Origin of the sequence: Conexibacter sp. DBS9H8, assembly GCF_023330685.1 — a bacterium.
Taxonomy (GTDB): Bacteria; Actinomycetota; Thermoleophilia; order Solirubrobacterales; family Solirubrobacteraceae; genus Palsa-465.
Genome location: NZ_CP097128.1, coordinates 382,609 through 408,299, shown reverse-complemented (window position 1 = coordinate 408,299; position 25,691 = coordinate 382,609). Strand labels below are relative to the sequence as shown.

29 protein-coding genes and 1 tRNA gene are annotated in these 25,691 nt (G+C 69.4%); 23 read left to right on the top strand and 7 right to left on the bottom strand.

The window, feature by feature from the left end; all coding sequences use genetic code 11:
* Positions 1-45 precede the first annotated feature (45 nt).
* Together M3M55_RS01940 and M3M55_RS01935 are read left to right on the top strand one after the other, a co-directional pair.
* Positions 46-546: a GtrA family protein gene (locus M3M55_RS01940; RefSeq protein WP_249011140.1), complete on the top strand. Its 501-nt coding sequence runs from the start codon at positions 46-48 to the stop codon at positions 544-546.
* Positions 528-2,408, top strand: coding sequence for a glycosyltransferase family 87 protein (locus M3M55_RS01935; protein WP_249011139.1), 1,881 nt, complete (start codon positions 528-530; stop codon positions 2,406-2,408). Before M3M55_RS01940 ends, M3M55_RS01935 begins: the two co-directional genes overlap by 19 nt.
* Here the strand turns inward: M3M55_RS01935 and M3M55_RS01930 are convergent.
* Positions 2,362-3,183, bottom strand: coding sequence for a TIGR00282 family metallophosphoesterase (locus M3M55_RS01930; protein WP_249011138.1), 822 nt, complete (start codon positions 3,181-3,183; stop codon positions 2,362-2,364). The genes M3M55_RS01935 and M3M55_RS01930 overlap by 47 nt on opposite strands.
* 20 nt (positions 3,184-3,203) lie before the next feature.
* Here M3M55_RS01930 and M3M55_RS01925 point away from each other — a divergent pair, with 20 nt between their 5' ends.
* The 3 genes from M3M55_RS01925 to M3M55_RS01915 are packed head-to-tail and all read left to right on the top strand — an operon-like array spanning position 3,204 to position 6,459.
* A complete protein-coding gene (locus tag M3M55_RS01925; RefSeq protein WP_249011137.1) occupies positions 3,204-4,472 on the top strand; it encodes an AI-2E family transporter in 1,269 nt (422 codons plus the stop codon).
* The gene (locus M3M55_RS01920) at positions 4,472-5,071 is read left to right on the top strand and encodes an ABC transporter ATP-binding protein (RefSeq protein ID WP_249011136.1); all 600 of its coding nucleotides are present in this window, start codon (positions 4,472-4,474) and stop codon (positions 5,069-5,071) included. Before M3M55_RS01925 ends, M3M55_RS01920 begins: the two co-directional genes overlap by 1 nt.
* Positions 5,068-6,459, top strand: coding sequence for an ABC transporter permease (locus M3M55_RS01915; protein ID WP_249011135.1), 1,392 nt, complete (start codon positions 5,068-5,070; stop codon positions 6,457-6,459). Before M3M55_RS01920 ends, M3M55_RS01915 begins: the two co-directional genes overlap by 4 nt.
* Before the next feature lie 17 nt (positions 6,460-6,476).
* Here the strand turns inward: M3M55_RS01915 and M3M55_RS01910 are convergent, their stop codons facing one another.
* Complete coding sequence (locus M3M55_RS01910) at positions 6,477-6,704, bottom strand: hypothetical protein (RefSeq protein WP_249011134.1); 228 nt, start codon at positions 6,702-6,704, stop codon at positions 6,477-6,479.
* A 59-nt stretch (positions 6,705-6,763) separates the two neighbouring features.
* On the opposite strand from M3M55_RS01910, the gene hemB reads away from it, so the two are divergent.
* The 9 genes from hemB to M3M55_RS01865 are packed head-to-tail and all read left to right on the top strand — an operon-like array spanning position 6,764 to position 14,527.
* A complete protein-coding gene (hemB, locus tag M3M55_RS01905) occupies positions 6,764-7,762 on the top strand; it encodes a porphobilinogen synthase (RefSeq protein ID WP_249011133.1) in 999 nt (332 codons plus the stop codon).
* Complete coding sequence (locus M3M55_RS01900) at positions 7,753-8,871, top strand: AsnC family transcriptional regulator (RefSeq protein ID WP_249011132.1); 1,119 nt, start codon at positions 7,753-7,755, stop codon at positions 8,869-8,871. Before hemB ends, M3M55_RS01900 begins: the two co-directional genes overlap by 10 nt.
* Before the next feature lie 27 nt (positions 8,872-8,898).
* Positions 8,899-10,182 (top strand): glutamate-1-semialdehyde 2,1-aminomutase, encoded by a 1,284-nt coding sequence (gene hemL, locus M3M55_RS01895; protein ID WP_371878720.1) that lies wholly within the window; start codon positions 8,899-8,901, stop codon positions 10,180-10,182.
* Positions 10,182-10,511 (top strand): hypothetical protein, encoded by a 330-nt coding sequence (locus tag M3M55_RS01890; protein ID WP_249011130.1) that lies wholly within the window; start codon positions 10,182-10,184, stop codon positions 10,509-10,511. The genes hemL and M3M55_RS01890 overlap by 1 nt, the downstream gene beginning before the upstream one ends.
* A gap of 47 nt (positions 10,512-10,558) precedes the next feature.
* Entirely contained in the window at positions 10,559-11,269 is a 711-nt protein-coding gene (locus M3M55_RS01885) for a ubiquinol-cytochrome c reductase iron-sulfur subunit (RefSeq protein ID WP_249011129.1), read from the top strand.
* Between the two features lie 3 nt (positions 11,270-11,272).
* Entirely contained in the window at positions 11,273-12,070 is a 798-nt protein-coding gene (locus tag M3M55_RS01880) for a cytochrome b N-terminal domain-containing protein (RefSeq protein ID WP_249011128.1), read from the top strand.
* 4 nt (positions 12,071-12,074) lie between these two features.
* The gene (locus M3M55_RS01875) at positions 12,075-12,812 is read left to right on the top strand and encodes a cytochrome B (RefSeq protein ID WP_249011127.1); all 738 of its coding nucleotides are present in this window, start codon (positions 12,075-12,077) and stop codon (positions 12,810-12,812) included.
* 24 nt (positions 12,813-12,836) lie between these two features.
* On the top strand, positions 12,837-13,544 hold the full coding sequence (gene ubiE, locus M3M55_RS01870) for a bifunctional demethylmenaquinone methyltransferase/2-methoxy-6-polyprenyl-1,4-benzoquinol methylase UbiE (protein WP_249011126.1): 708 nt from the start codon (positions 12,837-12,839) through the stop codon (positions 13,542-13,544).
* Complete coding sequence (locus tag M3M55_RS01865; RefSeq protein ID WP_249011125.1) at positions 13,541-14,527, top strand: polyprenyl synthetase family protein; 987 nt, start codon at positions 13,541-13,543, stop codon at positions 14,525-14,527. The genes ubiE and M3M55_RS01865 overlap by 4 nt, the downstream gene beginning before the upstream one ends.
* Positions 14,528-14,603: 76 nt before the next feature.
* Here the strand turns inward: M3M55_RS01865 and M3M55_RS01860 are convergent, their stop codons facing one another.
* On the bottom strand, positions 14,604-15,005 hold the full coding sequence (locus M3M55_RS01860) for a hypothetical protein (protein WP_249011124.1): 402 nt from the start codon (positions 15,003-15,005) through the stop codon (positions 14,604-14,606).
* Between the two features lie 108 nt (positions 15,006-15,113).
* Here M3M55_RS01860 and M3M55_RS01855 point away from each other — a divergent pair, with 108 nt between their 5' ends.
* The 4 genes from M3M55_RS01855 (at position 15,114) to M3M55_RS01840 (ending at position 17,254) form a co-directional block, all read left to right on the top strand.
* On the top strand, positions 15,114-15,326 hold the full coding sequence (locus tag M3M55_RS01855; RefSeq protein WP_249011123.1) for a twin-arginine translocase TatA/TatE family subunit: 213 nt from the start codon (positions 15,114-15,116) through the stop codon (positions 15,324-15,326).
* A 24-nt stretch (positions 15,327-15,350) separates the two neighbouring features.
* Positions 15,351-16,343 (top strand): twin-arginine translocase subunit TatC, encoded by a 993-nt coding sequence (tatC, locus tag M3M55_RS01850; RefSeq protein WP_249011122.1) that lies wholly within the window; start codon positions 15,351-15,353, stop codon positions 16,341-16,343.
* A 39-nt stretch (positions 16,344-16,382) separates the two neighbouring features.
* On the top strand, positions 16,383-17,072 hold the full coding sequence (locus M3M55_RS01845) for a hypothetical protein (protein WP_249011121.1): 690 nt from the start codon (positions 16,383-16,385) through the stop codon (positions 17,070-17,072).
* Between the two features lie 109 nt (positions 17,073-17,181).
* A tRNA-Lys gene (locus M3M55_RS01840) sits at positions 17,182-17,254 on the top strand.
* Between the two features lie 210 nt (positions 17,255-17,464).
* On the opposite strand, the gene M3M55_RS01835 is transcribed toward M3M55_RS01840, so the two are convergent.
* Complete coding sequence (locus tag M3M55_RS01835; protein ID WP_249011120.1) at positions 17,465-18,922, bottom strand: hypothetical protein; 1,458 nt, start codon at positions 18,920-18,922, stop codon at positions 17,465-17,467.
* Positions 18,923-19,054: 132 nt separating this feature from the next.
* Between M3M55_RS01835 and M3M55_RS01830 the strand changes: the two genes are divergently transcribed.
* Positions 19,055-19,624 carry a DUF6431 domain-containing protein gene (locus M3M55_RS01830; RefSeq protein ID WP_249011119.1) on the top strand — a complete coding sequence of 190 codons (570 nt, stop codon included), beginning with the start codon at positions 19,055-19,057 and terminating at the stop codon, positions 19,622-19,624.
* A 129-nt stretch (positions 19,625-19,753) separates the two neighbouring features.
* On the opposite strand, the gene M3M55_RS01825 is transcribed toward M3M55_RS01830, so the two are convergent.
* Positions 19,754-20,287 carry a hypothetical protein gene (locus M3M55_RS01825; RefSeq protein WP_249011118.1) on the bottom strand — a complete coding sequence of 178 codons (534 nt, stop codon included), beginning with the start codon at positions 20,285-20,287 and terminating at the stop codon, positions 19,754-19,756.
* Positions 20,288-20,551: 264 nt separating this feature from the next.
* Here M3M55_RS01825 and M3M55_RS01820 point away from each other — a divergent pair, with 264 nt between their 5' ends.
* Positions 20,552-21,055 (top strand): GNAT family N-acetyltransferase, encoded by a 504-nt coding sequence (locus tag M3M55_RS01820; protein ID WP_256469065.1) that lies wholly within the window; start codon positions 20,552-20,554, stop codon positions 21,053-21,055.
* A gap of 38 nt (positions 21,056-21,093) precedes the next feature.
* Here the strand turns inward: M3M55_RS01820 and M3M55_RS01815 are convergent, their stop codons facing one another.
* Complete coding sequence (locus M3M55_RS01815; protein WP_249011116.1) at positions 21,094-21,516, bottom strand: ASCH domain-containing protein; 423 nt, start codon at positions 21,514-21,516, stop codon at positions 21,094-21,096.
* Positions 21,517-21,568: 52 nt separating this feature from the next.
* Positions 21,569-21,874: a helix-turn-helix domain-containing protein gene (locus M3M55_RS01810; RefSeq protein WP_249011115.1), complete on the bottom strand. Its 306-nt coding sequence runs from the start codon at positions 21,872-21,874 to the stop codon at positions 21,569-21,571.
* 120 nt (positions 21,875-21,994) lie between these two features.
* Here M3M55_RS01810 and M3M55_RS01805 point away from each other — a divergent pair, with 120 nt between their 5' ends.
* The 3 genes from M3M55_RS01805 (at position 21,995) to M3M55_RS17390 (ending at position 25,630) form a co-directional block, all read left to right on the top strand.
* Positions 21,995-23,380, top strand: coding sequence for a hypothetical protein (locus M3M55_RS01805; RefSeq protein ID WP_249011114.1), 1,386 nt, complete (start codon positions 21,995-21,997; stop codon positions 23,378-23,380).
* Positions 23,381-23,947: 567 nt separating this feature from the next.
* Positions 23,948-24,682 carry a hypothetical protein gene (locus M3M55_RS01800; RefSeq protein ID WP_249011113.1) on the top strand — a complete coding sequence of 245 codons (735 nt, stop codon included), beginning with the start codon at positions 23,948-23,950 and terminating at the stop codon, positions 24,680-24,682.
* A gap of 816 nt (positions 24,683-25,498) precedes the next feature.
* A complete protein-coding gene (locus M3M55_RS17390; RefSeq protein ID WP_256469030.1) occupies positions 25,499-25,630 on the top strand; it encodes a hypothetical protein in 132 nt (43 codons plus the stop codon).
* Positions 25,631-25,691 lie beyond the last annotated feature (61 nt).

The window sequence follows — 25,691 nt, the reverse complement described above, 5'->3', positions numbered from 1 at the left end:
CGCTTCCTTATTTCAGGCTGAGATCCCGCAACTAGATTCCGTCCTGTGTCCGACGAAATGACCAGCACCCTCGACTTCCCCGCCGTCAGCGCCGTGCCGGCCGTCGAGGCGGCCGCCGAGGCGACGATCTCCCGCGTCGACCTGATCGTCGATGCGCTCCGGCATCCGAACAACCACCGCCAGGCGTTCCGGTTCCTCTGCGTCGGCGGCTCCGGCTACGTCGTCAACAACATCGCCTTCGCCCTCCTCCTGCACGTGCTCGGGATCGAGCACACCGTCGCCTTCTGGATCGCCTCCCTGTTCGGCACGGCGAACAACTTCTGGTGGAACCGCAACTGGACCTTCGACGCCAAGCACCACCACATCGGCAAGCAGGGGGTCCGCTTCCTGCTCGTGTCGCTGCTCGTCGCCGGACTCGCCTACTGCATCTACCTCGGCCTCGTCGCGAGCACCGGGCTGGACAAGGTTCCGGCCAACGCGCTCGCCTACGTGATCGCGACGCCGTTCTCGTTCGTCGCCCAGAAGCTGTGGAGCTTCAAGGCCTGAACCGGCCGCTCCCCGCGCGGACCGGTCATCTCAGGCGGCCCGCGCGCCGCCCGCGCGTCCTCGCCCTCCTGCTCGGGGGCGTCCTCGTCCTCGTCCTCGCGCTCGCGCTGCCGGCCGGGGCGTCGGCGTGGGCGCCGCCGGGGGAGACCCCCCAGTCAGCCCCGCCGGGCACGCCGACACTCGTCGCCTCGATGTCCGTCCCGCCCCCGGGCTACCGGCTCACCGGGAACCAGGTGCTCGCGATCGCCCGGGCGAACCCGTACGTCCACTCGCAGCTGGCGAAGATGCCCAAGACCCTCGTCCCCTACGTCTACACCCGCGGGGGTGGGGTCTGGCAGGTGAGCTGGTTCACCTCCCCGAAGATCCGCTCCCACCCCCAGTGGGAGGAGATCCAGGTCTACGTCGTCGACGCGACGGGTCAGGTCTCCCAGGCCTGGACGGGCTACCAGGTCGCCTGGACGATGGCCCGCGGCTACCCGGGCGCGTTCGGTCGCGTCGTCAACCATCCGTGGATCTGGCTGCCGATCTGCCTGTTCTTCGTCCTTCCGTTCATCCCGTGGCGGCGGCGGCCGACCCTGTGGCACCTCGACCTCCTCGTCCTGCTCGGCTTCTCGATCTCCCTCGCCTTCTTCAACCACGCCGACCTCGGGCTGTCGGTCCCGACCGTCTACCCGTTCATGGCGTACCTGATGGTCCGCCTCGGGCTGCTCGGGTTCGGCATCGGGCGGCCCCGCGAGCCGCTCCGGGTGCTCATCCCGACCCCGTGGCTGGCGGTGCTGATCGTCTTCCTCGTCGGTTTCCGGGTCGGGCTCAACGTCACCGACTCGAACGTGATCGACGTCGGCTATGCGGGGACGATCGGCGGCTACAAGCTCCTGCACGGCCAGAAGCTCTACGGCGATCCGAGCAGCGCGACCTGTGGCGCGGTGACCGTCGCGACGAACGACTGCTGGCCCAACAGCAACGGGGCGGGCGACACCTACGGTCCGGTCAACTACCTCAGCTACGTGCCGGCGGTCGCCGCGCTCGGCTGGAGCGGCGTGTGGGACGGTCTGCCGGCCTCCCACGCGGCGGCGATCGCCTTTGACCTGTTGACGATGGTCGGCCTGTTCCTGCTCGGCCGCCGCGTTCGCGGGCCGGGCTTCGGGGTGGTGCTCGCCTACCTGTGGGCGGCCTACCCGTTCACGCTGTACGTCCTCTCCTCCAACTCCAACGACTCGCTCGTCGCGCTGGGGATCGTCGCCACCCTGCTCGTGGTCACCTCCGCGCCGGCGCGCGGGATCATGCTCGCCCTCGCCGGGCTGACGAAGTTCGCCCCGCTCGTGCTCGGGCCGCTGATGCTCCGCGGCACCGGGGAGTGGGGCAGCTGGCGGGGCCGGGCCGGTCTGCGCCGCGGCGCGCTCTACCTCGCCGGCTTTGTCATCACCCTCGCGGTGGCGATGGCCCCGGTCCTGCTCAACCACGACCTCAGCTACTTCTGGACCGACACGATCACCTACCAGACGTCCCGCCCGGCACCGTTCTCGGTGTGGGGCCTGTGGGGCGACACCTTCGGCGGGGTCACCTCGAAGCTGATCGTCGAGCAGCGGATCTGGCAGGGCCTCACCGTGCTCGCCGCCTTCCTCGTGATGGTGTTCCCGCGCGGGCGACGCAGCCTCGTGCAGGTCGCCGCCCTCGGCGGCGCGCTGATGATCGCCGTCGAGTGCAGCCTCACCTACTGGTTCTACCTGTACATCGTCTGGTTCTTCCCGCTCGTCATCGTCGCCCTCGTGCTCGTCCACCCGACGATCGAGAGCGTGATCGGCTCCGAGCGCGTCAGCGGCCGGTCACCGAGGCGGGCGCGGGCTCCAGCACCGGTGTGATCGCGGCCGCCCGGTGGGGCTCAGACCCCGTCTCGATCACCACGCCGTTGAGCCACGGATCGACCTCTGAGGTGACAAAGCGCGCGGGCATCCGCGTCTGCATCGACTGGATCGCGAGCTCCTTGACGACCCCGAGAACGCCGCCGCGCGGGCCGGTCATGCCGACGTCGGTGATGTAGGCGGTGCCGCCGGGCAGGACCCGGAAGTCGTTGGTCGGCACGTGGGTGTGGGTGCCGACGACGGCGGTGACCCGGCCGTCGAGATGCCAGCCGAGGCCGATCTTCTCCGACGTCGCCTCTCCGTGCACGTCGACGAGGATGTGGTCGGTCTTCTCCCGCATGGCATAGAGCGCCGCGTCGGCCTCCGCGAACATCGGCAGCGCGAGGTCCATGTACAGGTTCGTCGAGATGTTGAGCACCCCGAGGCGGACCCCGTCCCGCTCGACGACGGTGAACCCGTGCCCGGGCTGGCTGCGCAGGAAGTTGACCGGGCGCAGGATCCGCGGCTCCTCATCGAGGTAGGGGTAGATCTCACGCTGGTGGTAGGTGTGGTTGCCGAGGGTGATCACGTCGACTCCGGCGGCGAGGAACTCCCGTGCGATCTTCGGCGTGATCCCGACCCCGCCGGCGCTGTTCTCGCCGTTGACGACGGTGAAGGTGATGCCGTGGCGCTCGCGCAGTGCGGGCAGGAGCGCGTGCAGCGTCCGGCGTCCGATCCCGCCGACGACGTCACCGATGAAGAGAATTCGCAGACCGGGAAGGCATTCGCTGGCCACGCGGGGATACTTCCAGGTTCGTGGCGACAAGGCTTCCCGACCCCTCTCTCACCGGCCCGCCTGCCGGGCGAGCCGGTGAACCGGCCGCGCCGGAGCGCGATTCGGCGGACCCGACCGCCGCCGTGGGCGACCCGGTCGCGGCCGCGGACGATCCGGCCGGGCTCGTGCCCCATCCCGCGCCGGGGGTCGAGCGGGTCATCGTCCCCCGCTGGATCCAGGCGGTGCTGCTGCCCCTCGCGCTGCTCGGGCTCTACGCGCTCGCCCGGGCCTCCGGGCCGGTCGTGCCGATCATCGTCATCGCGGCGGTGATCGCGCTCATCCTCAACCCGCTCGTGAAACGGTTCTCCCGGCGGATGCCGCGCGGCCTCGCGATCGCCGCCGCCTACCTGAGCGTGCTCGTGCTGTTCGCCGTCATCGCGGTGATCATCTTCAACCCGGTGGCCGGGGAGATCAACCACTTCGCCAACAACGTCCCCGCCCTCACCAAGAAGGCGAACCGCGAACTCAACGCGATCCAGACCTGGCTCGACCACCGCGGGATCAAGGTGCACCTGCGTCGCCAGGGCCAGACCGCCCTCGACACCCTGCAGAAACAGGTGCTCAAGCAGTCCAACTCGATCGTCTCCTTTTCCAAATCCGTTCTCACCACCCTTTTCACGCTGTCGATCGACGGGCTGCTCACCCTCGTCCTGTCGATCTACCTGCTTGTCTACGCCCGCCCGATCGGGGAGCTCGTGCGCCGGGTGATGCCCCCCGGCAGCGGCACGGCCGCCGACGACTTCCCGCTGCTCGTCCAGCGGGCGCTCACCGGCTACGTCCGCGGCCAGCTCCTGTTCACGCTGATCATGGGAGCCTCCGTCGCGGCGGTGATGTGGTTGTTCGGCACGCTCGGCATCTTCCCCGACGGTGCCCGCTTTGCCCTCTTCTTCGGCGCCTTCTACGGGCTGATGGAGTTCGTCCCCTACGTCGGGCCGATCATCGGGGCGATCCCGCCGCTCGCGGTCGCCCTGTTCAGCGACCCGCTGTCGGCCCTCTGGGTGCTGATCGTCTTCATCGTCCTCCAGCAGCTCGAGGGGCACCTCGTCGCCCCCCAGGTGTTCCGGATCTCCCTGCGGATCAACCCGATCCTCGTCATCGTCGCCCTGCTCGTCGGTGACCAGCTGTGGGGGATCGCCGGAGCGCTCGTCGCCCTCCCGGTTGCGACGGTGATCCGCCAGACCGCGCTGTACCTACGTGACCACCTCGCCCTCGAGCCCTGGGCCCGACTCCCCCCGGCGCCGCCGCGCTGATGCCCGTCATCACCGCCATCGACCTCGTCTACGACTACGGCGCGCGCCGGGCGGTGGACGGCGTCTCCCTCGCCCTCGAGCGGGGCGAGCTCGTCGCGCTGATCGGCCCCAACGGCGCGGGTAAGACGACGTTGTTGTCGATGCTCGCCGGCGTGCTGGCGCCGACCACCGGTGCGGCGGTGACGCACGGGCGGGTCGGCTGGGTCCCCCAAATCGGGGCGGTCTACAGCCGCCTGTCGGTCGCCGAGAACCTCCGCTTCTTCGCTCGGCTCGAGGCGGTGCCCGACGCGGAGGCGGCCGTCGCCGCGATGATCGAGCAGATGGAGCTCGGCGAGCGCCGCGCCGAGCCGGTCGGGCGACTCTCAGGTGGCAACCGCCAGCGGGTCAACGTCGGCATCGGGCTGCTCGGTGCTCCGGCGGCGCTTCTCCTCGACGAGCCGACGGCCGCGCTTGACCCGCTTCAGCGCGAGCGCCTGTGGGGCTTCATCCACCGGTTCGTCGCGACGGGGACGGCGGTGCTGTTCTCCACCCACGACATGGAGGAGGCCGGCCAGCGCCCCGACCGGGTGCTCGAGATGGTCGACGGGCGGCTGGTATGAGGTCGCGCGGTCGTGTGCTCGGCTGGGTGATGATCAAGGATCTTGCGATCCTGCGCCGTTCCCCGCTGCTGGTGGGGATCCTCGTCCTCTACCCGGTCGCGCTCGCACTGATCATCGGCCTCGCCCTCGGCGCCCCCACCCCCCGGGCCCGGGTCGCCGTCTACACCGGCGTCCCGGCCGGCCACGGCCGGGTGCAGCTCGGCGGCACCGCAATCGACATCGGCGCCTACACCCGTGAGTTGTCCGGCTCGATCACACCCGTCCGGGTCCCGTCCGTCGCCGCGGCGACCGCTGATGTCCGCAACGGAGTGACGGAGGCGGCGATCATCGTGCCGGCCGACATCGTCGCCCAGGTCGAGAGCCTCGTCCGCAACGGGGTCGGCACCCCGACGGTCCGGCTGATCCTCGACAACGCCAACCCGATCGAGCGGGATCTCGTCAGCGCCCAGATCCAGACCCGGATCGATCAGGTGCAGGCGGCGATCGCCAAGGCGCTGCTCGCCACAGCCCTCACCGACCTGCACACCGTCGTCGCGGGCGGCCAGCTCAGCTTCGCCGGCGCGAACGTCGATCTGCTCGGCCTCTCGCGGGCGCGCAGGATCGTCGCCGGAGCGATTCCGCAGTTGAGCCGGACCGCGCTTGGCGGGCGCCTCGGGCCGCCGCTGCGCCGGGTCGTCAGCTTCGCCGACATCGCGATCGAGGGGCTGAGCTTCGCCTCCCCCGTGCTCGGACAGCTGCAGAACCCGCTCACGGTGGCGCGCACCTCGCTGACGGCGGTCCGCACCCCGACGGCCGCCTACGCGGTCGCGATCGCCGTCACCGTCTCCGAACTGTTCCTCGCGATGCTCCTCGCCGCCTCCCTGCTTGCGCTCGAGCGCAGCGAGCAGGTGTACGCGCGGCTCGTCCGCGGGCCGGCCGGACCTGTCCTGCTGCTGGTGGCCAAGCTGCTGCTCGCCGCCGCCGCCGCCGCCGCCGTGACGTTCGTGATGAGCGCGGTGGTGTCGGTGTTCGTGCCCCTCAGCTGGGGCCGCGTCGAGCTGTGGGTGCTCGTCCTGCTCGTCGCCGGGCTCGCCTTCGCGGCCCTCGGCGTCGCCCTCGGCGCCGTCGCCCGGGAGGTGGCTGCCGCCTCCCTACTGGCGATCCTCGTCGGCCTGCCCGTCGCCTTCCTCGCTCTCATCCCGCCGAGTGCGATCTCCACCGGGCTCGGGAACGCCGTCGCCGTCATCTCGTTCCTGTTCCCGTTCAAGGCCGCGCTCGGCGCGACCGCGGCCGCGCTCACCGGCGGCGGGAGCGGCCTCGCCCTCACCCTCGTCCACCTGCTCGGTCTCGCGCTCGCCTTCGGTGGGCTCGCCCGGGTCGCGCTGCGCCGTTTCGCCGCGGCCGCCTGAGGGCGGCGGCGGATCGGTCAGCGGGACGGCCGGCGCCCGAGCCCGGTGAGGCGGCGGAACCGCACGGCGAGGATCACCGTGAGGATGAGCAGCAGGATCGCCGGGCTGTCCCCGATCGCTCCGAGGATCGCGAGCACGGTCGTGACGATGAATCCGGTTCCGGTGATCGCCCCGAGCTGCAGGGTCCGGAACGCCTTGGCCTCCCGTACGTGGCGGGGTGTGCGTCGCTGCAGGTCGTTGGGCATCCCTGGAGCCTACCGGCGCGGAGGTCGCCGAACCGCCGGCGTCTCTACCATCAACGGTGATGGGCTTTCCTCAGACCCGGATGCGTCGGCTGCGGGCGACCCCCGCCCTCCGGGCGCTCGTCGCCGAAACCCGGGTGCAGCCCGGCGACCTGATCGCCCCGCTGTTCATCTCCGAGGTTCTCTCGGGCGCCGGGGCGGTCATCCGCGAGCCGATCGCGACGATGCCGGGGATCGACCGGCTGTCCGTGGAGGCCGCGGTGGAGGAGGCGGCGGAGATCGCCCGCCTCGGCATCGGCGCGGTGCTCCTGTTCGGCATCCCCGCCGAGAAGGACCCCGAGGGCAGTGGCGCCTATGACCCCGACGGGATCGTCCAGGTCGCCACCCGCGCGATCAAGGCGACCCTGCCGGATCTCACCGTCGTCTGTGACCTGTGTCTGTGCGAGTACACCGACCACGGCCACTGCGGGGTGCTGCGCCGGGGTGGGGACGCCACCGTCACCGTCGACAACGACGCGACGCTCGAGCTGCTCGCCCGGGCGGCGATCGCCCAGGCCGCCGCCGGGGTCGACATCGTCGCCCCGTCGGACATGATGGACGGGCGGGTCGGTCACCTCCGTCGCGCCCTCGACGAGGAGGGTTTCTCGGCCACCCCGATCATGGCGTACTCCTCCAAGTTCGCCTCGGCCTTCTACGGACCGTTCCGGGAGGCGGCCGGTTCGGCGCCGAGCGTCGGGGACCGCCGCGGCTACCAGCTCGACCCCGCCAACGGTGCCGAGGCGCTGCGCGAGTCCGAACTGGACATGGCCGAGGGGGCGGACCTGCTGATGGTCAAGCCGGCGCTCGCCTACCTCGACGTGATCAGCGCGGTGAAGGCGCGAACCGGGATGCCGCTGGTGGCCTACAGCGTCGGCGGCGAGTACGCGATGCTCAAGGCCGCCGCCGCGGCCGGGTTCCTGGACGAGCGCGCCGCGGTGCTCGAGACGCTCACCGCGATCCGGCGTGCCGGTGCGGACATCATCATCACCTACTACGCGAAGGAAGCGGCGAGATGGCTGTAGACGACGGAATCAGAACCCCGACCGGCGATTCGTCCAATTTCGCCCCGAAGCTGCGCGAGCGCAGCGGAGGAGCCGCCGTCCCCCTCGACGACACGGACCGGCGCCTGCTCAACCTGATGCAGGGGAAGTTCCCGATCGCCGCGCGCCCCTACCAGCACGTCGCGACCCTCGCCGAGATCTCAGAGGCGGAGGTCCTCAGCCGGGTCAGCCGGCTGCTCGATGAGCGGATCATCCGTCAGGTCACCCCGATCTTCGACACGCGCGCGCTCGGGTTCTCCTCGATGCTCGTGGCGGCCAAGGTCGAGCCCGAGAACCCGTGGCGGGCGGCGAACATCATCAACGCCCACCCTGGCGTCTCCCACAACTACCTGCGCAACCACGAGTTCAACATCTGGTTCACGATCGCGACCGAGCCGGACTCCCCGCTCGGTCTCGAGGGCACCCTCGAGCGGCTTGGGGAGCTCGCCGGAGCCGAATCGATCCGGCAGCTGCCGACCCTGAAGCTGTTCAAGATCCGGATGGACCTGGAGATGGAGGCGAGCACGGCGACGCTTGCCGCTCCGGTCGGTGAGGCGGTCGCCCCCGCCGACGTCGACCCCCAACCCTACGACGAGTTCGACCGAGCGGTGATCCGGGCCACCCAGGGGGACCTGCCGGTCATCTCCGAGCCCTACGGGCCCGCCGCGGCCGCGCTCGGCATCAGCCAGGAGGCGTTGCTGACCCACCTCGAGGGGATGGTGCAGCGCCGCCTGCTGCGCCGGGTCGCGGCGATCCTCTTCCACCGCCGCGCCGGGTTCTCCGCCAACGGCATGGGCGTCTGGAAGGTGCCGGCTGACCGCACCCTCGAGCTCGGCCTGCAGATGGCCTCCTTCCGCGGGATCAGCCACTGCTATGAGCGGCCGACCTACGCCGACTGGCCCTACAGCGTCTTCACGATGGCTCACGGACGTTCCAAGGAGGAGTGCGACGCGATCCTCGACTCGATCGCGGAGGCGACCGGCATCACCGAGCGGGCGACGCTGTACTCCTCCACCGAGTTCAAGAAGATCCGCCTGCAGTACTTCACCGACGAGTTCCGGGCGTGGGAACGGACCCACGCCGGCGTGTGAGCCGCTCTCGGCTCCGCCCCGCGGCAGATGGGGGTGCCCGTGAGCGCCTCTGCTGAGTGGCAGGCGCGGGCGCTTGCGGTCCTGCCCGGCGGGGTCAACTCGCCCGTGCGGGCGATGCGCTCGATCGGCCGCGACCCGGTGTTCATCGCCTCCGCGGAGGGGTCCCACATCCGGGACGTCGACGGCAACGAGTACATCGACTGGGTGTGCTCGTGGGGGCCGCTGATCCTCGGCCACGCCGACCCGGAGCTCGTCGCCGCCGTCAGCGAGGCGGCCCGGCGCGGGACGAGCTACGGCGCGCCGACCCCCGGGGAGGTGCTGCTCGCCGAGGCGATCGTCGCGGCGATGCCCGGCGTCGAGATGGTCCGGATGACGTCATCGGGCACCGAAGCGGCGATGTCGGCGATCCGCCTCGCCCGCGCGGTCACCGGTCGCGAGACGCTGCTGAAGTTCGCCGGCTGCTACCACGGACACGTCGACGGCCTCCTCGCCGACGCCGGCTCGGGCCTTGCCACGCAGGGGATTCCCGCCAGCCCGGGTGTCCCGGCCGGCGTCGCGGCGGCGACGATCACGATCCCCTTCAACGACCCCGCGGCGCTGACCCAGGCGCTCGCCCGTCACCGCTTTGCCGCCGTGCTCGTCGAGCCGATCCCGGCGAACATGGGGCTCGTCCCGGCCGCCCCCGGGTTCCTCGAGTTACTCGCTGACGGGATCCGCGCCAACGGCGGGCTGCTCGTCTTCGACGAGGTGATCTCCGGCTTCCGCGTCGCCCGCGGCGGGGCCCAGGCCCGGCTCGGGATCACGCCCGACCTGACGATCATGGGCAAGGTGATCGGCGGCGGACTGCCCGCCGCCGCCTACGGGGGCTCGCGCGAGCACATGGAACGGATCGCTCCGGCCGGGGACGTGTACCAGGCCGGGACGCTGTCGGGAAACCCGCTCGCGGTCGCCGCAGGCCTCGCGACGCTGGCGCGTCTGGACCGGGCCGCCTATGACCGGCTCGCCGCGCTCACCGACCGCCTCGCGGCCGGGCTCCGGGAGGTGGCGGCCCAGGTGGGCCGCCACCCGCTCAGCGTTCGCGCCGTCCCCGGCCTGCTCACCCCGTTCTTCCGGGCCGATGCGCCCGAGGACTACGCTCAGGCGCGCGAGTCCAACCTCGAGACCTACGGCGCCTTCTGCCGGGAACTGCTCGCCCGCGGGGTCTACCCGCCCCCGTCCCAGTTCGAGGCGTGGTTCCCGTCCCTGGCCCACACCGACGCCGATGTCGATGCGACGATCGCCGCGGCGGGCGCCGCCCTGGCGGCGATCTGATGGGCCCCGCCGGGGATCGGGCCGCCTATGAGGCGCTGCTCGCCGACATCAGCGCGGGTGTGCGCCTCCACTACGAGAGCGACGGCTCGGCCGACCCCGACCTCGACCTCCTGCGCGGTGACGAGCGCTACGCCGCCGGACTCGGCGCGCTCGCCCAGCTCGGGGATCTGCGGGCGACGGTGATCCTCGGGGACGCGATCTCGACGGTCGCCAGCGCCTACGCGCGCGGTGACCGCGAGCACGCGAAATCCGCATGGGAGCAGGCACTCCATACCGTCCGGGGCGGACGGTATTGGACCGGCACGCACCCGCCGGACGATTCTCGGTAGGCTTTGCGCGGCAACGGACGCCGACCGTCCCCGGAGCAGGATTTGAGATGCCAGCAGATCGTCACGCACAGTCCTCCAAATACACCGAAGAACGCGGGATGCCGGGCGCCTTTGAGGGCGAGACCGTCAACCGCCGCCGCTTCATGAACCTCACCGCCCAGGGGGCGGGTGGAATCGCCGTCGCCGCCTTCGCGCTGCCCGCACTGGGCTTCGCCCTCGGCCCGGTGTTCAAGACCCTCCCGCTGGGTTGGCAGATCGTCGGCACCCCCGCCGACTTCACCGAGACCAACTACGTCACCAAGGTCATCGACATCGTCGAGGGCATCGGGGACGCGGGTAAGTCGATCGCCTACGTTCGCAAGCGGGACCCGCAGATCGACACCGAGCCGCACACGAAGTACAACAACTACATCGCGCTCTCGAGCCGGTGCATGCACCTCGGTTGCCCGGTCCGCTACGTCCAGGCCGCAGAGCGGTTCATCTGCCCCTGCCACGGCGGGGTCTACAACTTCCGCGGCCAGGTCGCCGGGGGTCCTCCGGTCCGCCCGCTCGACCGCTTCTACACCTACGAGCACAACGGCTACGTCTACCTCGGTCCCCGCTACAGCGTCAACGACCAGCTGAAGATCTTCTCCCCGCGTGACCCAGGCGAGCCGCTCAACGGCATCGGCCAGTACCTGTACCCGCCGCGGATGAGCACGGCCGTCCTCCCCCCCGTCACCAATCTTCCCGCTCCACCTCCGATCCCCGGGACCTGATCCATGGCCTCAGTACCCAAGACACCGCTCGTTCCCGAGCCGCTGCAGCCGACCGAGCCGGACGGCAGCCCGATGCACCCGGCGGACGCCCTCGCCGAGGGTGGGCTGACGGTCGTCGACTGGCTGGACGAGCGCACCCAGATCTCCCCCGGTCTGCGCTGGATGATGTACCGGAAGGTGCCCAAGGGGATCAACTGGGCCTACACCCTCGGTTCCGCGACGCTGTTCGCCTTCCTCAACCAGGCGGTGACCGGCGTGTTCCTGGCGATGTACTACCAGCCGAACGTCAACGGCGGCGCGTACGAGTCGATCCGCAACATCAACGACAACGTCTTCCTCGGCCAGTTCGTCCACGGCATGCACAAGTGGGGCGCGTCGGTGATGATCGTCCTCATCTTCCTGCACATGGGCCGCGTGTTCTTCTTCGGCGCCTACAAGTATCCGCGAGAGCTCACGTGGATCATCGGCGTCGTTCTGCTCATCCTCACCCTCGCGATGGGCTTCACCGGCTACCTGCTGCCCTTTGACAACCGCAGCTACTGGGCGACGATCGTCGGCGTCAACATCAACAACACGGCGCCGTTCCTCGGGCCATACATCGGGGACTTCCTCCGGGCCGGTCCCGAGTTCGGGGCGACGACGCTCAGTCGCTTCTACGCGATCCACATGATGCTGATCCCCGGGATCATGGCGGCCCTGATCGGCTTCCACCTGTACCTGGTGGCCAAGCTCGGGATCTCCGCCCCCCCGTGGCTCAAGGCGCAGGAACCCGAGGCCGCGATCACCACCGTGGAGGTCTGAGGACATGAACCAGTCCGAGAAGGAGCAGTACCTCCGCGAGTACTCGATCCTCAAGAACGAGGGAAAGCCGTTCTTCCCCTACGCCGTGGCCAAGGACTCGATCATGGCGGTCATCGTCATGCTCGTGATCATGTTCCTGTCCATGGAGTTCGGGGCGGAACTCGGTCCCAAGGCCAACCCGACGACGACGACGTACGTCCCGCGGCCGGACTGGTATTTCTTCTTCCTGTTCGAGGTCTTCCGGGTGATGAAGGAGGTGCCGAAGTACACGCCGTTCGCGGCGATCGGCATCCCGACGCTGTGTATGCTCGGCCTGTTCCTGCTGCCGATCTACGATCGCAGCCCCGAGCGGCTCATCACCAAGCGGCCGCTCGCCCTCGCCGCCGGCCTGATGACGATCGTGACGATCGCCTTCCTCACCGTCGAGGGGTCGAGCACCGGGTCCCCGAATGAGGTGCAGGTGACCCCGCCCTCCGGGCTCACCGCCTCCGAGCGCACCGCGTTCTACGCCGGTGAGATCGTCGTCGGTGAGTCCGGCTGCCTCGGCTGTCACCTGATCGGTGACTACGGCAACAACGGGCCCGGTCCGCCGCTCACCCACATCGCCAAGATCCTCGAGCCCGGCGGGATCGCTGCGACGTTGCGCAATCCGACCGCGCCGATGCCGTCCTTTGCCGGCCTCGCCCAGCAGTCCCCGAAGAAGTTCAAGTACCTCGTCGAGTTCCTGTCGCTGCTGCACTAGCGGCGACGACAGGTTCCTTTCCTGATGGCTGCCCCGGGCACACTCGAGGAGCCGCAGGTCCAGGCGATGTTCGACCGCATCGCCGGGGTCTACGACACTCTCAACTCGGTGATGACCGCGGGCCTGCACCACCGCTGGCGGACGCGTGCGGTTGAGCTGTCCGGGGTGCGGGAGGGTGACCGCGTCCTTGACGTCGCCACCGGGACGGGTGATCTCGCGCTCGCGCTGGCGCGCGTGGTCGGACCCGCGGGCGTCGTCGTCGGCGTCGACTTCTCTCCGGGCATGCTCTCCCTCGCTGAGGCCAAGGACGCCACCGGTGCGGTGACCTGGCTGCAGGGCAACGCGCTCGAGCTCGAGTTCGCCGATGACGGGTTCGCTGCGGCGACCGTCGGCTTTGGGGCGCGGAACTTCTCCGACCTCGACCGCGGACTGAGTGAGATGGTCCGGGTCGTCCGGCCCGGCGGCCGGGTCGTCGTGCTCGAGATCACCACCCCGCAGAAGCCGCCGCTGTCGACCTTCTTTGCGCTCTGGTTCGACCGGCTCGTCCCGATCCTCGGGCGGGTGCTCGGAGATGCCTCGGGCGCGTATTCGTACCTCCCCTCCTCAGTGCGCCGCTTCCCGGGCCCGGGCGTGCTCGCACAGCGGATGGTGACGGCCGGGCTCGTCGACGTCCGCTACATCCTCACCGCCGGCGGGATCATCGCCCTGCACGTGGGGACCGTGCCCGGATGAGCGCCGACCCCGCCGTGGTGGTCGGCCGGGTGACCGAAAGCGGGGGGGATGGGGCCGCCTCGGTCCTCGCCGCGGCTGAGACGCGGATGCTCGCGCTCACCGCCCAGTTCGGCCCAACGCTCGGCCGCCACGGGGCCGAGACGATCCGGGCGGGCGGCAAGCGCCTGCGCCCGCTGCTCGTCTGCCTCGCCAGCGGGGTCCCAGTCCGGGAGTCCGACGCCCTCGTCCGGGCCGCCTGCGCGGTCGAGCTGATCCACTCGGCCACCCTCGTCCACGATGACGTGCTCGACGGGGCCGATCTCCGCCGCGGGCGGCCGACCGTCGTCTCCAGTGGCGGCCGGCTCGCGGCGACCGCGACCGGTGACCTGCTGTTCTCCCGTGCCTTTGCCGACCTCGCCGCCGGCGGATCGGTCGCCGCTGTCCGCAGCCTCGCCGACGCCGCCCGTGCCCTCGCCGCCGGCGAGTTGCTCCAGCGCGCCGACGCCTGGGACCTGACCGTCACGGTCGAGCGCTACCTCGAGCGCTGCCGGCTCAAGACCGCCAAGCTGTTCCGGGCCGCCTGTGAGCTCGGCGGCCTTGCCGTCGACGCCCGCGCGGACCGGATCGCCGCGCTCGGGCTGTTCGGGGAGTCGATCGGTCTCGCGTTCCAGCTCTTTGACGACGTGCTCGACGTCACCGGCCCCCCCGAGCGCACCGGCAAGCCCCGTGGCGCCGATCTCCTTGACGGGACCGTGACGCTGCCGCTGATCCTCGCCCGGGAGCGGGCGGGGGGCCTGGGTGAGCTCGATCTTCGCGGCGTCAGCACCGCGGAGGCGGCCGCGCGGGTGTGTGACGAGATCATCGCCACCGGTGTTCTCGACGCGGTCCGCACTGACGCGCTTGGGCTCGTCCGCACCGCCAAGGCGCAGCTGCCCGTCCTGCCGCGAGCGCAACGGGACGCGCTCGAGCTCGTCGCCGATCAGGTCGTCGAGCGCTACCGCTGAGGCGACGGCCGGCCGGCGCTTTCGGCTCAGGGTACGCCGCGTCACGGCGGCGTACCGTCCGGAACGGCTGATCAGCTCAGAAGTCTTCCGGGAGGATCACGTCGTGGCGCAGCGCGGCGACGAAGCTGTCCATCTCAGCGACCATGTTGGCGTGGGTGAGGCGGCGAAGGTCGTCGATCATCTCCTCGAGCCCGCTGTCGAGGCGGGCCTCGAGCTGCTCGACCGCCTCGGCAGGGTACGTCGCCGTCTCTGACCAGCCGCAGTTGGGACAGCCGAGCGTCATCCGCCAGCCGTGGTCGGCCGCCTCCGACCAGTCCGAGGGCTGTATGAGCTCGCAGGCACAGTCGGGGCAGACGTGAAGGGGGCGAACGCTCTGGTCGGTCTCCTGCTCAAAGCGGACGACCTCAATCGATCGTCCCGACGGCAGGAGGATGCGGCGGACGGCGTGACGGTGGGGGCGGGGGTGCGGGCGGGCCATGATGCTCTGCCCGAGGTATCGGCGTGGTGGCCGTCCGGCTTGAGCGCGCGGCCGGCGGGCCCGACGGGTTAGACTGGGCTGTCCTGGAAACCGCGAAGGAAAGCCGCAATGTTCCGTAGCCCGTTTGCCGACGGCATCATCATCTTGCTGATCATCCTGCTGTTCGTCGGGCCCAAGCGCCTGCCGATGCTGAGCCGGTCGATCGGAGAGAGCATCAAGGAGTTCAAGGGCGGGATCGCCGACGGCTCCGCCGACAAAACCCTTGACGCACCGTCGTCCCAGTCCGCTGAGACGACCGAGAAGCGCGAAACCGTCTCATAGGCCGCACGGCGGGGCGACCCTCCCATGAAGCTTCGCCCGATCAGCCATGAGGAGCGGCTCAGCGTCGTCGACCACCTCGACGAGCTTCGCAACCGCCTGATCGTCTGCGGCATCGCGGTCGTCATCGCGTTCTTTCTCTGCTTCTGGCAGAACAATGCGCTGCTGAACCTGCTCAACAACGCGCTGCCCCACGACGCCAACAGCGCGCTGACGAACACGGACAAGCAGAACCGGGTGGAGGAGAACCTCTTCTCGCGGATCGGCGCCGACGCCCAGTTGCTCAGCCGCGGCCTGACGGCCAGCCGTGGGGTCAGTCCGCTGGCGGTCGCCGGCGCCCAGGCCCTCGCCCATGATGCGACTCAAGCGGGGCGTCAGCTGCCGAAGGTGATCGCCTCGGAGAAGAGCAAGCCGCTGACGATCGGGGTCGGGGAGACCTTCACGTCCACCCTGACGGTCGCGGCCTACTTCGCTCTCCTCATCACTCTCCCGCTGATCCTCTACCAGATCTACGCCTTCGTCCTGCCGGCGCTGAAGCCTGAGGAGCGCCGGGCGGCGCTGCCGGCGATGATTGCCGCGCCCGTCCTGTTCACCATGGGCGTCGTCTTCACCTACTTCGAGGTGCTGCCGCCGGCGATCCACTTCCTCCAGGGCTACAACGCCAACCAGTTCTACGTTCTCGTCCAGGCCGGCAGCTACTACAAGTTCGAGGTGCTGCTGATGCTCGGCATCGGCCTCGCCTTCCAGGTGCCCCTGCTCCTGCTCGCCCTGCAGAAGCTCGGCGTCATCACCGCCTCCTCCCTCACCGGCAACTGGCGGTACGCGATCGTGATCATTGCGGTGGTCGTCGCCGCCCTGCCCGGGGTTGACCCGGTGACGATGACCGCCGAGACCGTGCCGCTGCTCGCCCTGTACCTCGCGAGCATCGGGCTGCTGCACTTCGTCGAGTACCGGACACGGCGCCGCGAGGCGGCCCTCCCGGCCGACCCCGAACCCGAACGCGACCTCGACCGGGTCTAGTCCGCGCTCCCTCCGCGCGACGGTAAGCTAGGCAGCGCAATGCTCTTTGACCTTCAGAGTCGCCGCCGCCGGACCGCGGTGAAGATCATCTACCTGTTCCTTGCCATCCTGATGGGCGGGGGCCTGATCCTCTTCGGTGTCGGGGCCGGCAACGGCAACGGCGGCTTCCTCAACTCCCTCACCGGAAACAGCTCGAGCGGCAACGCCGCTCAGAACAGCCTCGTCACCAGTGACCTCAAGGCGGCCGAGAAGAAGGTGACCGCCGACCCGAGCTCCCCCGCCGCCTGGCAGGCACTGATGCAGGCCCGTTACCAGGTCGCCGGGTCCGGGTCGAACTACAACTCGACGACCGCCACGTTCACCGCCTCAGGCAAGGCTGAGCTCGTCAAGATGCTCGCCGCCTGGAAGCGCTATGCGGCCCTCGTCAAGGGCACTCCGAATCAGAGCACCGCCCTGCTCGCCGCCCGCGCCTACTCGATCACCGGTGACTACGCCGGCGCGACGGTCGCCTGGCAGGATTTCATCGCCGGCTCCCCCGGTCAGCTCAAGGGCTATGAGTGCCTCGCCCTCACCGCCTACGCTGCCAAGCGGACGGCCCTCGGTGACGAGGCCGCCGCCAAGGCGGTCGCCCTCACGCCGAAGCTCGAGCAGCTCAACATCAAGCAGGCCTTCACCCAGGCCAAGTCGTCGGCTACGACCGCCCAGACCGCGGTCGCCGGCGAGTGCTGAGCTCGCCCGAGGTGGGTGGACCTGAGGCTGCATCGGCATCCCGCGGGCGAGGATGAGCCGGGTCGCTCCGAGGAAGCGTCGCGACGCCGCTAACATGCTCGTCTCCCTCGGGCCGTTAGCTCAATTGGCAGAGCAGGGGACTCTTAATCCCAAGGTTGCAGGTTCGATTCCTGCACGGCCCACTCCGACAGTTAGACGCAACTGTTTCCAATAGGCGTCTGAAGGTCACTCCACGGCGTGGAAGCGCCACCTGACACCTCGTGTGAGGCCGCTGACGATGGTGGTCTGCGCCGCGGAAGGGCGAGAACGGCGACGGCCGCCCAGGGGTGGTCCCCTCAAGCGGCCGGTCTGCTGGGTCTCGTTGTCGGTGTAGCTGCTCAGCGTCCCGGGGCTTACGCGTCCGGGATGTCGAGCGTGGTCTGCCCTACGGGTGCGCCACGCGGCCGGCGCGAGGGTGGGGTGCGCATCCCGAGCGCCAGCCGTTCGGCGGCCTCGCCGTAGGCACCCATGACGCCCATCCTGTAGCGCATCTCGGCGAGCCGGACCGCGATGCGTTCGGCGCGGGTCTTGAACTTGCGGGTCGCCTCGCGGGTGCGGCGGTCCGGATTGCCCAGCCAGCCGGCGACGTAGCAGATGCGTAGCCACTCGATGAGCGCGGCGGCGTTGGCGCGTAGGCGATGAAAGCCGATGTCGCGGACCTTGGGACGCAGGCCGAGGTCATCGGCGGCGACCTTGTAGCGGTCACGCCACCAGTCGTGTGCGCTCTCGTAGCTGCCGTGGGAGGCCCGGAGCTCGTGGTAGAGCTTGTCGGTGCGCCACAGCGGCACCAGCAGTCGGTAGTCGGTGGAGCAGGCGATGCTCTGGGTCTTGGCGCACGCAGGGGTGACGCCGGACATGCAGTTGAACCACAGCCGTGGGTGGCGCTGCTCGGCGGGCCGGTTGCGGTCGCCGGGGGAGAAGCGCACGAACGTGGTCGGTGCGCCGCAGTGTTTGCAGCGGGGGATGCCGTGGCGGTCGTGGGTCTCGTAGTCGTGGCGGACGCCGTCGGGGGTGCTGCGCCAGGGGAACACGGGCGCGGTCCCGTTGGTGGTGCACTTGCGGAACGCACTTTCGATGGACAGGCCTTTGTCGCCGATGGCGGTCTGCGGTGCGGCGCCGGCGAGCTCGCACACGAGGTCGAAGTGGCGGTCGAAGATGTAGTGCTCCTGGACGCTGGCGCTCTCGACGATGGGAATGACCCCGCCGGTGAAGTGACAGACGGCCTTGCCGGAGTAGTAGCCGTGCCAGAAGCGCTTGGCACCGCGCGGGCCCACGTAGGCGCGGATGCCGGCATCAGTGTCGAGGGTCCGGTACCAGCACTCCCCAACCTTCACGCGCTTGACCATCCGTCCGGCGCGCTCCACCAGTTCAGCTTCGGCGGGCTCTCGGGCGCTGCGCTCGCGGTCGGCCACTTCCGGGTCGAGGGTGTTGAGTTTTTGGCGGTCCTCCCGGAAGGTCTTGGTGCTCTGCCGGGTGGGCCGCGCGCCGGCGCCGGAGCGGCCACGCCCGGCGGCGTGCCCTCGGGCGCGTCGGGGGCAGGTGCCGGGTTCGCAGTCGTGTACGAGCGAGGCGTGGGTTTCGTCCTCGGTGTTGTCGAAGTGCACGTGCGCCATGACTCGCGGGTGTTGAGCGACACGTTCGATGGTGACCATTTGAGACGCGAACGCCATTGAGCGTGGTGATGCGGTCACCGGCTGATGTCGGTGGACGTCAGCGTCATAGTGATGATCGCCTGAATCGCGGTGTTCGTCCGCAATTTGCGTGCGCGGATCGCTGCCTGTCGCGTCACCGGGAATGCTGACGATCACCATCGTGGTGGCGCCGTTCACGGGTGCGGTCGGGGTCTGATATTGCTCCCAACACGAGTTGCCCCTGGCTGCCGCGCGGTGGTCGTGCGAGCCTGGACCAGGGGATGATCGAGGTGCGATGTGAGCGTGATGGCGATGACCGTGGAATCGGCGGTGGTCGAGGCCGATCTGGCCGCCGGGCGTCTGTGCTGCCCGGGCTGCGACGGGCCGCTGTCGCGGTGGGGGTTCGCGCGCGAGCGCACGGTTCGCCTGCTTCACGAGACCCGCTCGCTGCGCCCACGGCGGGTGTATTGCCGGCGCTGCGAGCAGACGCACGTGTTGCTGCCGGCTTGGGCGGTTGCGCGTCGGCGCGACGGTGCGGAGGTGATCGGCCGAGCGCTGCTGGCCAGGGCCAACGGGCAGGGGCACCGCACGATCGCGACCACGCTGCAGCGACCACCCGGGACGGTGCGCGGGTGGCTGCGGACCTTCGCGCGTCGCGCCGAACCAGTCGCCGCGACAGCCCGGCTCTGGACGCGTGCACTCGAGCCCTCAGCCGATCACCCATTCACGGCGGGGTCGCCGTTCGTGCAGGCCGTCGACGCGCTCGGCTGCGCCGCCCGAGCGTGCCGTCTGCGGCTCGAGATCACGGCGTCGCCGTGGGAGCTCGCCGTCGCGTTGACGGGCCTGTTGCACGGGCGCCCGCGCGACCCGCCCGGATTCTGAGGACACCGGGTCGCGGCCGCTACGCGCGAGTGGGTCGCATGCTCGCCAGACCGCTGCCGCCCACCAATGACGTCTCGCGAGCCCCCGGCCGCTGTCGCGGCGAGCATCACCAGCCAGAGCGCAGCGGTCTCAACGCGCGACGCACAACGACACGCCCATGACCCTTACCGTCTCGATGCTGTCGTTCCTCGGGACCCAGCCCCGCCGGAAGACCCTTTGGTCGTTTGGTCGTTCGTTCCCCAGATCATCGTCCTCGATGGCGCCGTCATCACCATCCAGCGTGTCCGTCAACAGCGGGTCCTTCGCCCGGGCGCGTCGGATGAGCTTGCCGGCAGCGGTGAGGAACTCGTCGGCGACGTCAGCGAGTTCACGCAGCCGACGCCACGTCGTGCGGTAGTGAGGCTTGGCATCAAAGCCGCAGGCTTGCCACAGCTCGTCGGTGCTGTTGTCATGCCAGGGCTGGATGTCCACGTAGTCAGAGACGACGAAGGCGACCGCGATGAGCTCCCAGTGGCCGCGCCGGCGCCGGCGCCCGTGCCGGTGGTCCAGGTCACACGCCCGCCGCAGCTCGTTCCACAGCCAGCGGTTCGCTTTGAGGAGCTGGACCATCTGGAGGCCGCCGCGCAGCGCGTCCTCTCGGGCGAACGCGGTGGAGCCGGGCATACGGTCCGGTGGTTGGAAGCGGGTCGGCGGCATGGAGTGCTCTTCAGATAGCTCCGGAGGAAGGTGCGACCGGAAGTACAGCCGCTCAATACCTTGACCTACAGCCAATCATATACGAACACATGTTCGCACCAGGTGCGGACGGACTGCTCCCAAGGTGTTCTGCCGGAAGGAGACCCCGGCTCTCGTTTCTCTTTGAGATGTGGATGAGAGCGCAGCCCGTGCGCCGGTCGTACGCTGCTTCGCGTGGGGTCAGCCGAGTACATGACGGCGGGGCGGCTTGAGTCAGAGCGGCTGGTCCTGGAGCCGCTACGGCCCGAACATGCGGAAGAACTCTCTCCCGTGCTGAACGACTTCGCTCTGCACGAGTTCACAGGCGGTAAGCCGGTCAGCACGGATGAGCTGCGGGTTCGGTTCGAGCGCCAAGCTGTGGGCCATTCGCCTGATGGTCGGGAAGGCTGGCTGAACTGGACGGTCCGCATGCGCCCGAGCGGTCAGGCTGTCGGCGCGTTGCAGGCGACACTCAGCGTCCGTGAACGTCAGACCGTTGCAGTGCTTGCGTGGGTTATCGGCGTCTCATATCAGCGACAGGGGTTCGCCACGGAGGCCGCCGCCCTCGTCGTGTCCTGGCTGCGCTCCTGCGGTGTCTCGCGCATGTCGGCCCGCATCCATCCCGGCCACCACGCTTCAGAGCGTGTGGCGCACGCCATCGGGTTGCGGGCGACAGATGTGGTGGAAGACGGCGAAGTGCGCTGGGAGTCCCTGTGAGACAGCGGCGCAGTGGCGTGCCCGGCACGGGCTGCTTCTCAGCGGCCGGGCCGGTCGGCAACGCGAAAGCGCTCGACCACGACTTCGGTGTCCGCGTCGAGTACCAGCGGCTGACGAAGTTCTGGAAGAACATCACGGCGCCAAAAGGCTTCGTGAGCGAGGCGCCAGTCCGCGGCTGACTCGAACCCCTCGCCTTCCTCATGTGCCAGCCGGTCGTCAGCGTCGCCGAGCTTCATGATGGAGACATCCACGATTTCCACCGTGGCGATGAACTCTCCTCGTGACCCAATCATGGCGCAGAGTTCGCCGGCGACAGGGAGCGGCTCCTGCTCATCCTCGTACTGTGCAAGCAAAGCTGATGTCGCCACCTTCTTGCCTGCGAGAACGGCACTTACGAGCTGGTCACGCATGGGGCCGGGCGACCCCAGTTCGAAAGGCTTCAGCTTTTCCGACTCGTTCACAGCGTCGAGCATAAGCACCCTCGGCAGCCGAAGACAGGATGTTGGCTGGCCGTCAAGGCCGGTACGGGCGGCGCCAGAACTCGTCAGGCATCGGCGGGGCGGGCCGCTGCTGGTCAAAAACCATCCACTCGCGCCACTCGTCTTCGATGAGCACGTCCAGGTCGGTCCCGAGCGCCAAGGCGGCGTTCATCAGGTAGCGCAACCCCGGGTTGTTCGTCTGCTTTCGCTCCAGCCGCCGGTAGGTTGGCAGCGATACGCCGATGGCATCCGCCAGCTCCTCCTGGGTCACGCCACGCGCCATCCGGGCGCGCGCGAGGCGCGACTCCGCCTTGGTCCCCGGGTCCCGGCGTGCTGGCATGCCCCCCACGCTACCCAGGCGAGGACGCCAGAGCATCGAACGTTCCTGCTCCGTGCGCAAAGAACCTGACCGGCTGTGCCTGGCGCTGCCGTCCCGGTTGGCCCCTACCTTCCGGGGTGTATGACGACTGCAGCGCCTCAGTCGCAATCGGCATCGGCCTTTGAGCCGCTGGTTCTCCTGCAGATGGTCTGCGACATCGCCGAGACCGGGGGCGGTGTGAGCCCGGAGCGCATCAGCACCCGGGCATGGGACCAAGCTCGGTCGCTCAGTGAGACCTTCCCGGATGCGCCTTCGGCGCGGCGCATTTGTGAGCACCTCGACCTCTCCTGGGAAAAGCTGCGCGAGCTCGCGTTCCTCCCGTCCGCTGCTCAGCGCATCGCCCTTGGCAAGGCGCTCAACGAGCGCCAGGGCTCGTGGCTCACCCCGGAATACAGCGACTACGTGCTCGCGCTCGTCGCGCGCCGTGTCGGGGTGCGGACGCTCAGCCCGAGTGCGTACCGGGTCGAACGGGCGCGGATGCTCGCCGCCGACCGCCGCTCCGTGCACGGCGGGGGGTTGCGTCTCCCGACTGAGGACCAGATTGCTGCCGTCGCGGGAAGCTGGGACCGTGCGCTCGGCCACGCCGGACTCAGCCCCCGACCCGCCCGCGGCCACCAGCCACCCCGCCAGCGACCGCTGAGCATCGTCGAGGCGCTCGAACGCTGCTACGAGCACTACGAGACCGAACCGACAAGCGTCGAACTGCACGCCTTCGCCAAAGCCAACGGCATCCCCCTCTCGCGTGACCGCACCCGCACCTGGGCCTCCTACATCACCGAGTGGAAGGACGGGCGCCGGGCCGCCGGCCTGCCTGTCCCCGACGGCCCTCCGCCCCGTCACCTGCGCTGGGACTACACCCAGAACATCGGCGCCGGACGCCCCGGCGAACAGCGCCGCCGTCGTGACCAGCCTCGGGACGACCTCATCGACTGGCTGGTCCGCTACCTCGACCAGCTCCGCCCGCGCCAGCACAGCACCGAGCGCGGCTACAACGACTGGGCTGCCGGCCAGACCGGGGCTCCCTCCTCCAGCGCCTTTGACAACCACGGCGGCTGGGCGGCCCTGCGCAGCGATGCCCAAGCCGAACTGCGCCGCCGGCGCCTGACCGGGGCAGCGGAGCCGAGAACACCCCCTATCAACCTTTCTGACATGCCGGGGCAACGACGCCGCCGACCCCCGACCTCGCTCGGCGGACGACAGGCAAAAGCAACTCTTGGCGACTTCGTCGCTGCTGGGCGACTGCGAGGGGACGAAACACTCATCGGCAGCTACAAAGGCCGTAGCTGGCGCGCCGCCTTCGACTCCCAGACCGGGGTCGTCCGCGTCCAAGGCGAAGGTGAGTTTGCGTCCCTCACGGGCGCAGCCGTTCACTGCCAAGGCGGCGGTGCCGTCAGCGGGTTCGCGTTCTGGGGCGTCGAGCGCGACGGACGCGTCATCAAGCTCGCCAAGCTCTGGAACCCGAACTGAACCATGCCTCGCGTGCGAGGCCCGGACCACAGCTCCGTCGCCCCCGTCGTGACGAACGACGATGCGCGACGTAGTCTTGTTGTCATGACCACGCGTCAGCCCTGTACCCACCTCCGCGCTCAGGCCATCGGCGTAGCCACATGCTTGGCCGCGGCAGCGGCCCTGGCGGGATGCGGCGCGAGTTCATCAAGCCCAACGACCTCAGTCGCGGCGTCGACGAACTGCGGCGTCCCGTACACGTTCACGGTCGGCGGCCGCAAAATCCCGTCAGGCTCCTGTGCCGGCCAGATGCCGGGGTCCCACCCACCGCAGGTCCAGGTCCATCCTGGGCAGCGCTTCACCGTGCTGGTGGCCGGCAACCGAAACGGCACCCAGGTCACCCGTGCCTTCCCGGTGCCGAAGCCAACCAACTCAGTCCTCGTCATCACCGACGTGCACGGACAAACAGTCCGCTACCAAGCCCGGACGCGCGGGACAGTACGGCTAAAGGTCAGGAGCCAGTACTGCCCGAGCAACCCGAAGGTGAGCACCTGCTCGGTCCTCGCCGTTTCCGTCCGCTGAGTCCCGATGAGCTTCGAGGTGGTGACATCCAACGAGCGACCGGACCTCGCGGGCGCTGCGGCCAGCGCTTTTCGTGAGCGGTGGCCGGAATTCATCTTCCACGATGAGATACCTCCGCAGTACATGCCCCGGGTCGAGGCCTACTTCGGGCACTTCGACATCCTGCTCCTGAGCGATGACCAAGTGGCCGCCGGCGGCTGGGGGGTTCCCATCGTTTGGGATGGAACCCCCGCCGGGCTCCCCAGTGGCTACAGGTCGGCGCTCGTAGCCGCCGTGGAGGACCACGAACACGGACGGAGCCCGACAGCCTTCAGCTTCATGGCCGCCGCGGTCGCTCAGGACTTTGACAAACAAGGGCTGGCTGCCCGTGTTCTGGAGGCTCTGACCTCACGAGCGACGGCGGCGGGGCTCGCACACGTGGTCGCCCCGCTTCGTCCGACATGGAAACACCGATACCCGAACGTGAGCATGGGCGAGTACGCAACCTGGAAGCGAACCGACGGACTCTCAATCGACCCGTGGATACGGACCCATCAGAGGCTCGGAGCAACCATTCTCGGCCCAGCGACGCACTCGATGGTGGTCACCGGCAGCGTCGAACAATGGGAAAAATGGGCCAACATGCCACTTCCGGTCACCGGCCAGTACATCGTTCCTGACGCACTCAACCTGCTCCACGTAGACCGCGAGGCCGACATGGCCACGTACGACGAAGAGAACCTCTGGGTTCAACACCGCTGACCCCAAGGGGCGCAACCCGCGGCCACCCATCCGCCTCGGGAGCCTCGCCCGATGGACAGTAGTGAGCGGGCGCCTGTACAAAGCGGCCGTTTCCTCAGCTGAAATCTCAGGCTCCACGGCTATTGGAAACTGTCCCACTCAGACAGTTAGACGTAGCTGTCCCCAAATCCGCCTCGGCAGTGAAACTCGAGCCAGGGCAGTCCCGGTGACAGCTCCGAGCTCGCCGACGACAGGCAGCAACACCGGCCCCTCCGGGGCCCCACCGGCTGGGCGATCGTCAGCGGCCACCTTGTCGGGGTGGCACCACCAGTTGTGTGCGCTCTCATCCGTGCCGTGGGTCCTTGAGCCCGTGGTAGGACGCCTCGTTGCGCCAGGGCTGACGAGCAGCCGATAGGCGCTCGAGCAGTGGATGCTGTCGGTTCTCGCGCAGGCCGGCACCGCGCTGGGACGGCAGCCCCGCCGTCAACGGAATGGGTCTGGTGGGGTCAGACTTGGCCTGCACCGACGGGCCGCCCGGGACCCACCCTGGATGCGATGGCACGCAGCCCGTCGGTTAGCGGGGCGGTGCGATGAGTCGGAGGCCGGGGATCCGTCTGAACTTACCGGTACTGCCGGTGGCGAGGCCCATTCCGTGATCCAACACGGTCACGCCGATCCAAGGGTCGTGCGCGCCGGTGGCTTCACCTCCCGCGGAGAGCCCGCGCCCATATGTCGGCGTGAGCGCAGCGACATGCTCGGTGATCTCAGGCGCCCGCGGTCCGGCGAGCCGATGCTCGACGCACACGCTGCGACGCGCACCTTCGCGCGGTAGGCCCCGTGCCGGAGTTCGCTGACGGTGATCACGCTCATGGCACGGTCCTCGTCGCCTATGGCGGCATCAACCTGCGGGTTGGCGATGCCGCGCCCGCGGTCCACGAGCAGGGCCGTGTCGAGCAGGACGGCCGCTGATCCTCAGGCGCCACGCCGGCTGCCGGATGGCCTCAACGTCGCCGACGAACCCAGCGTCAGG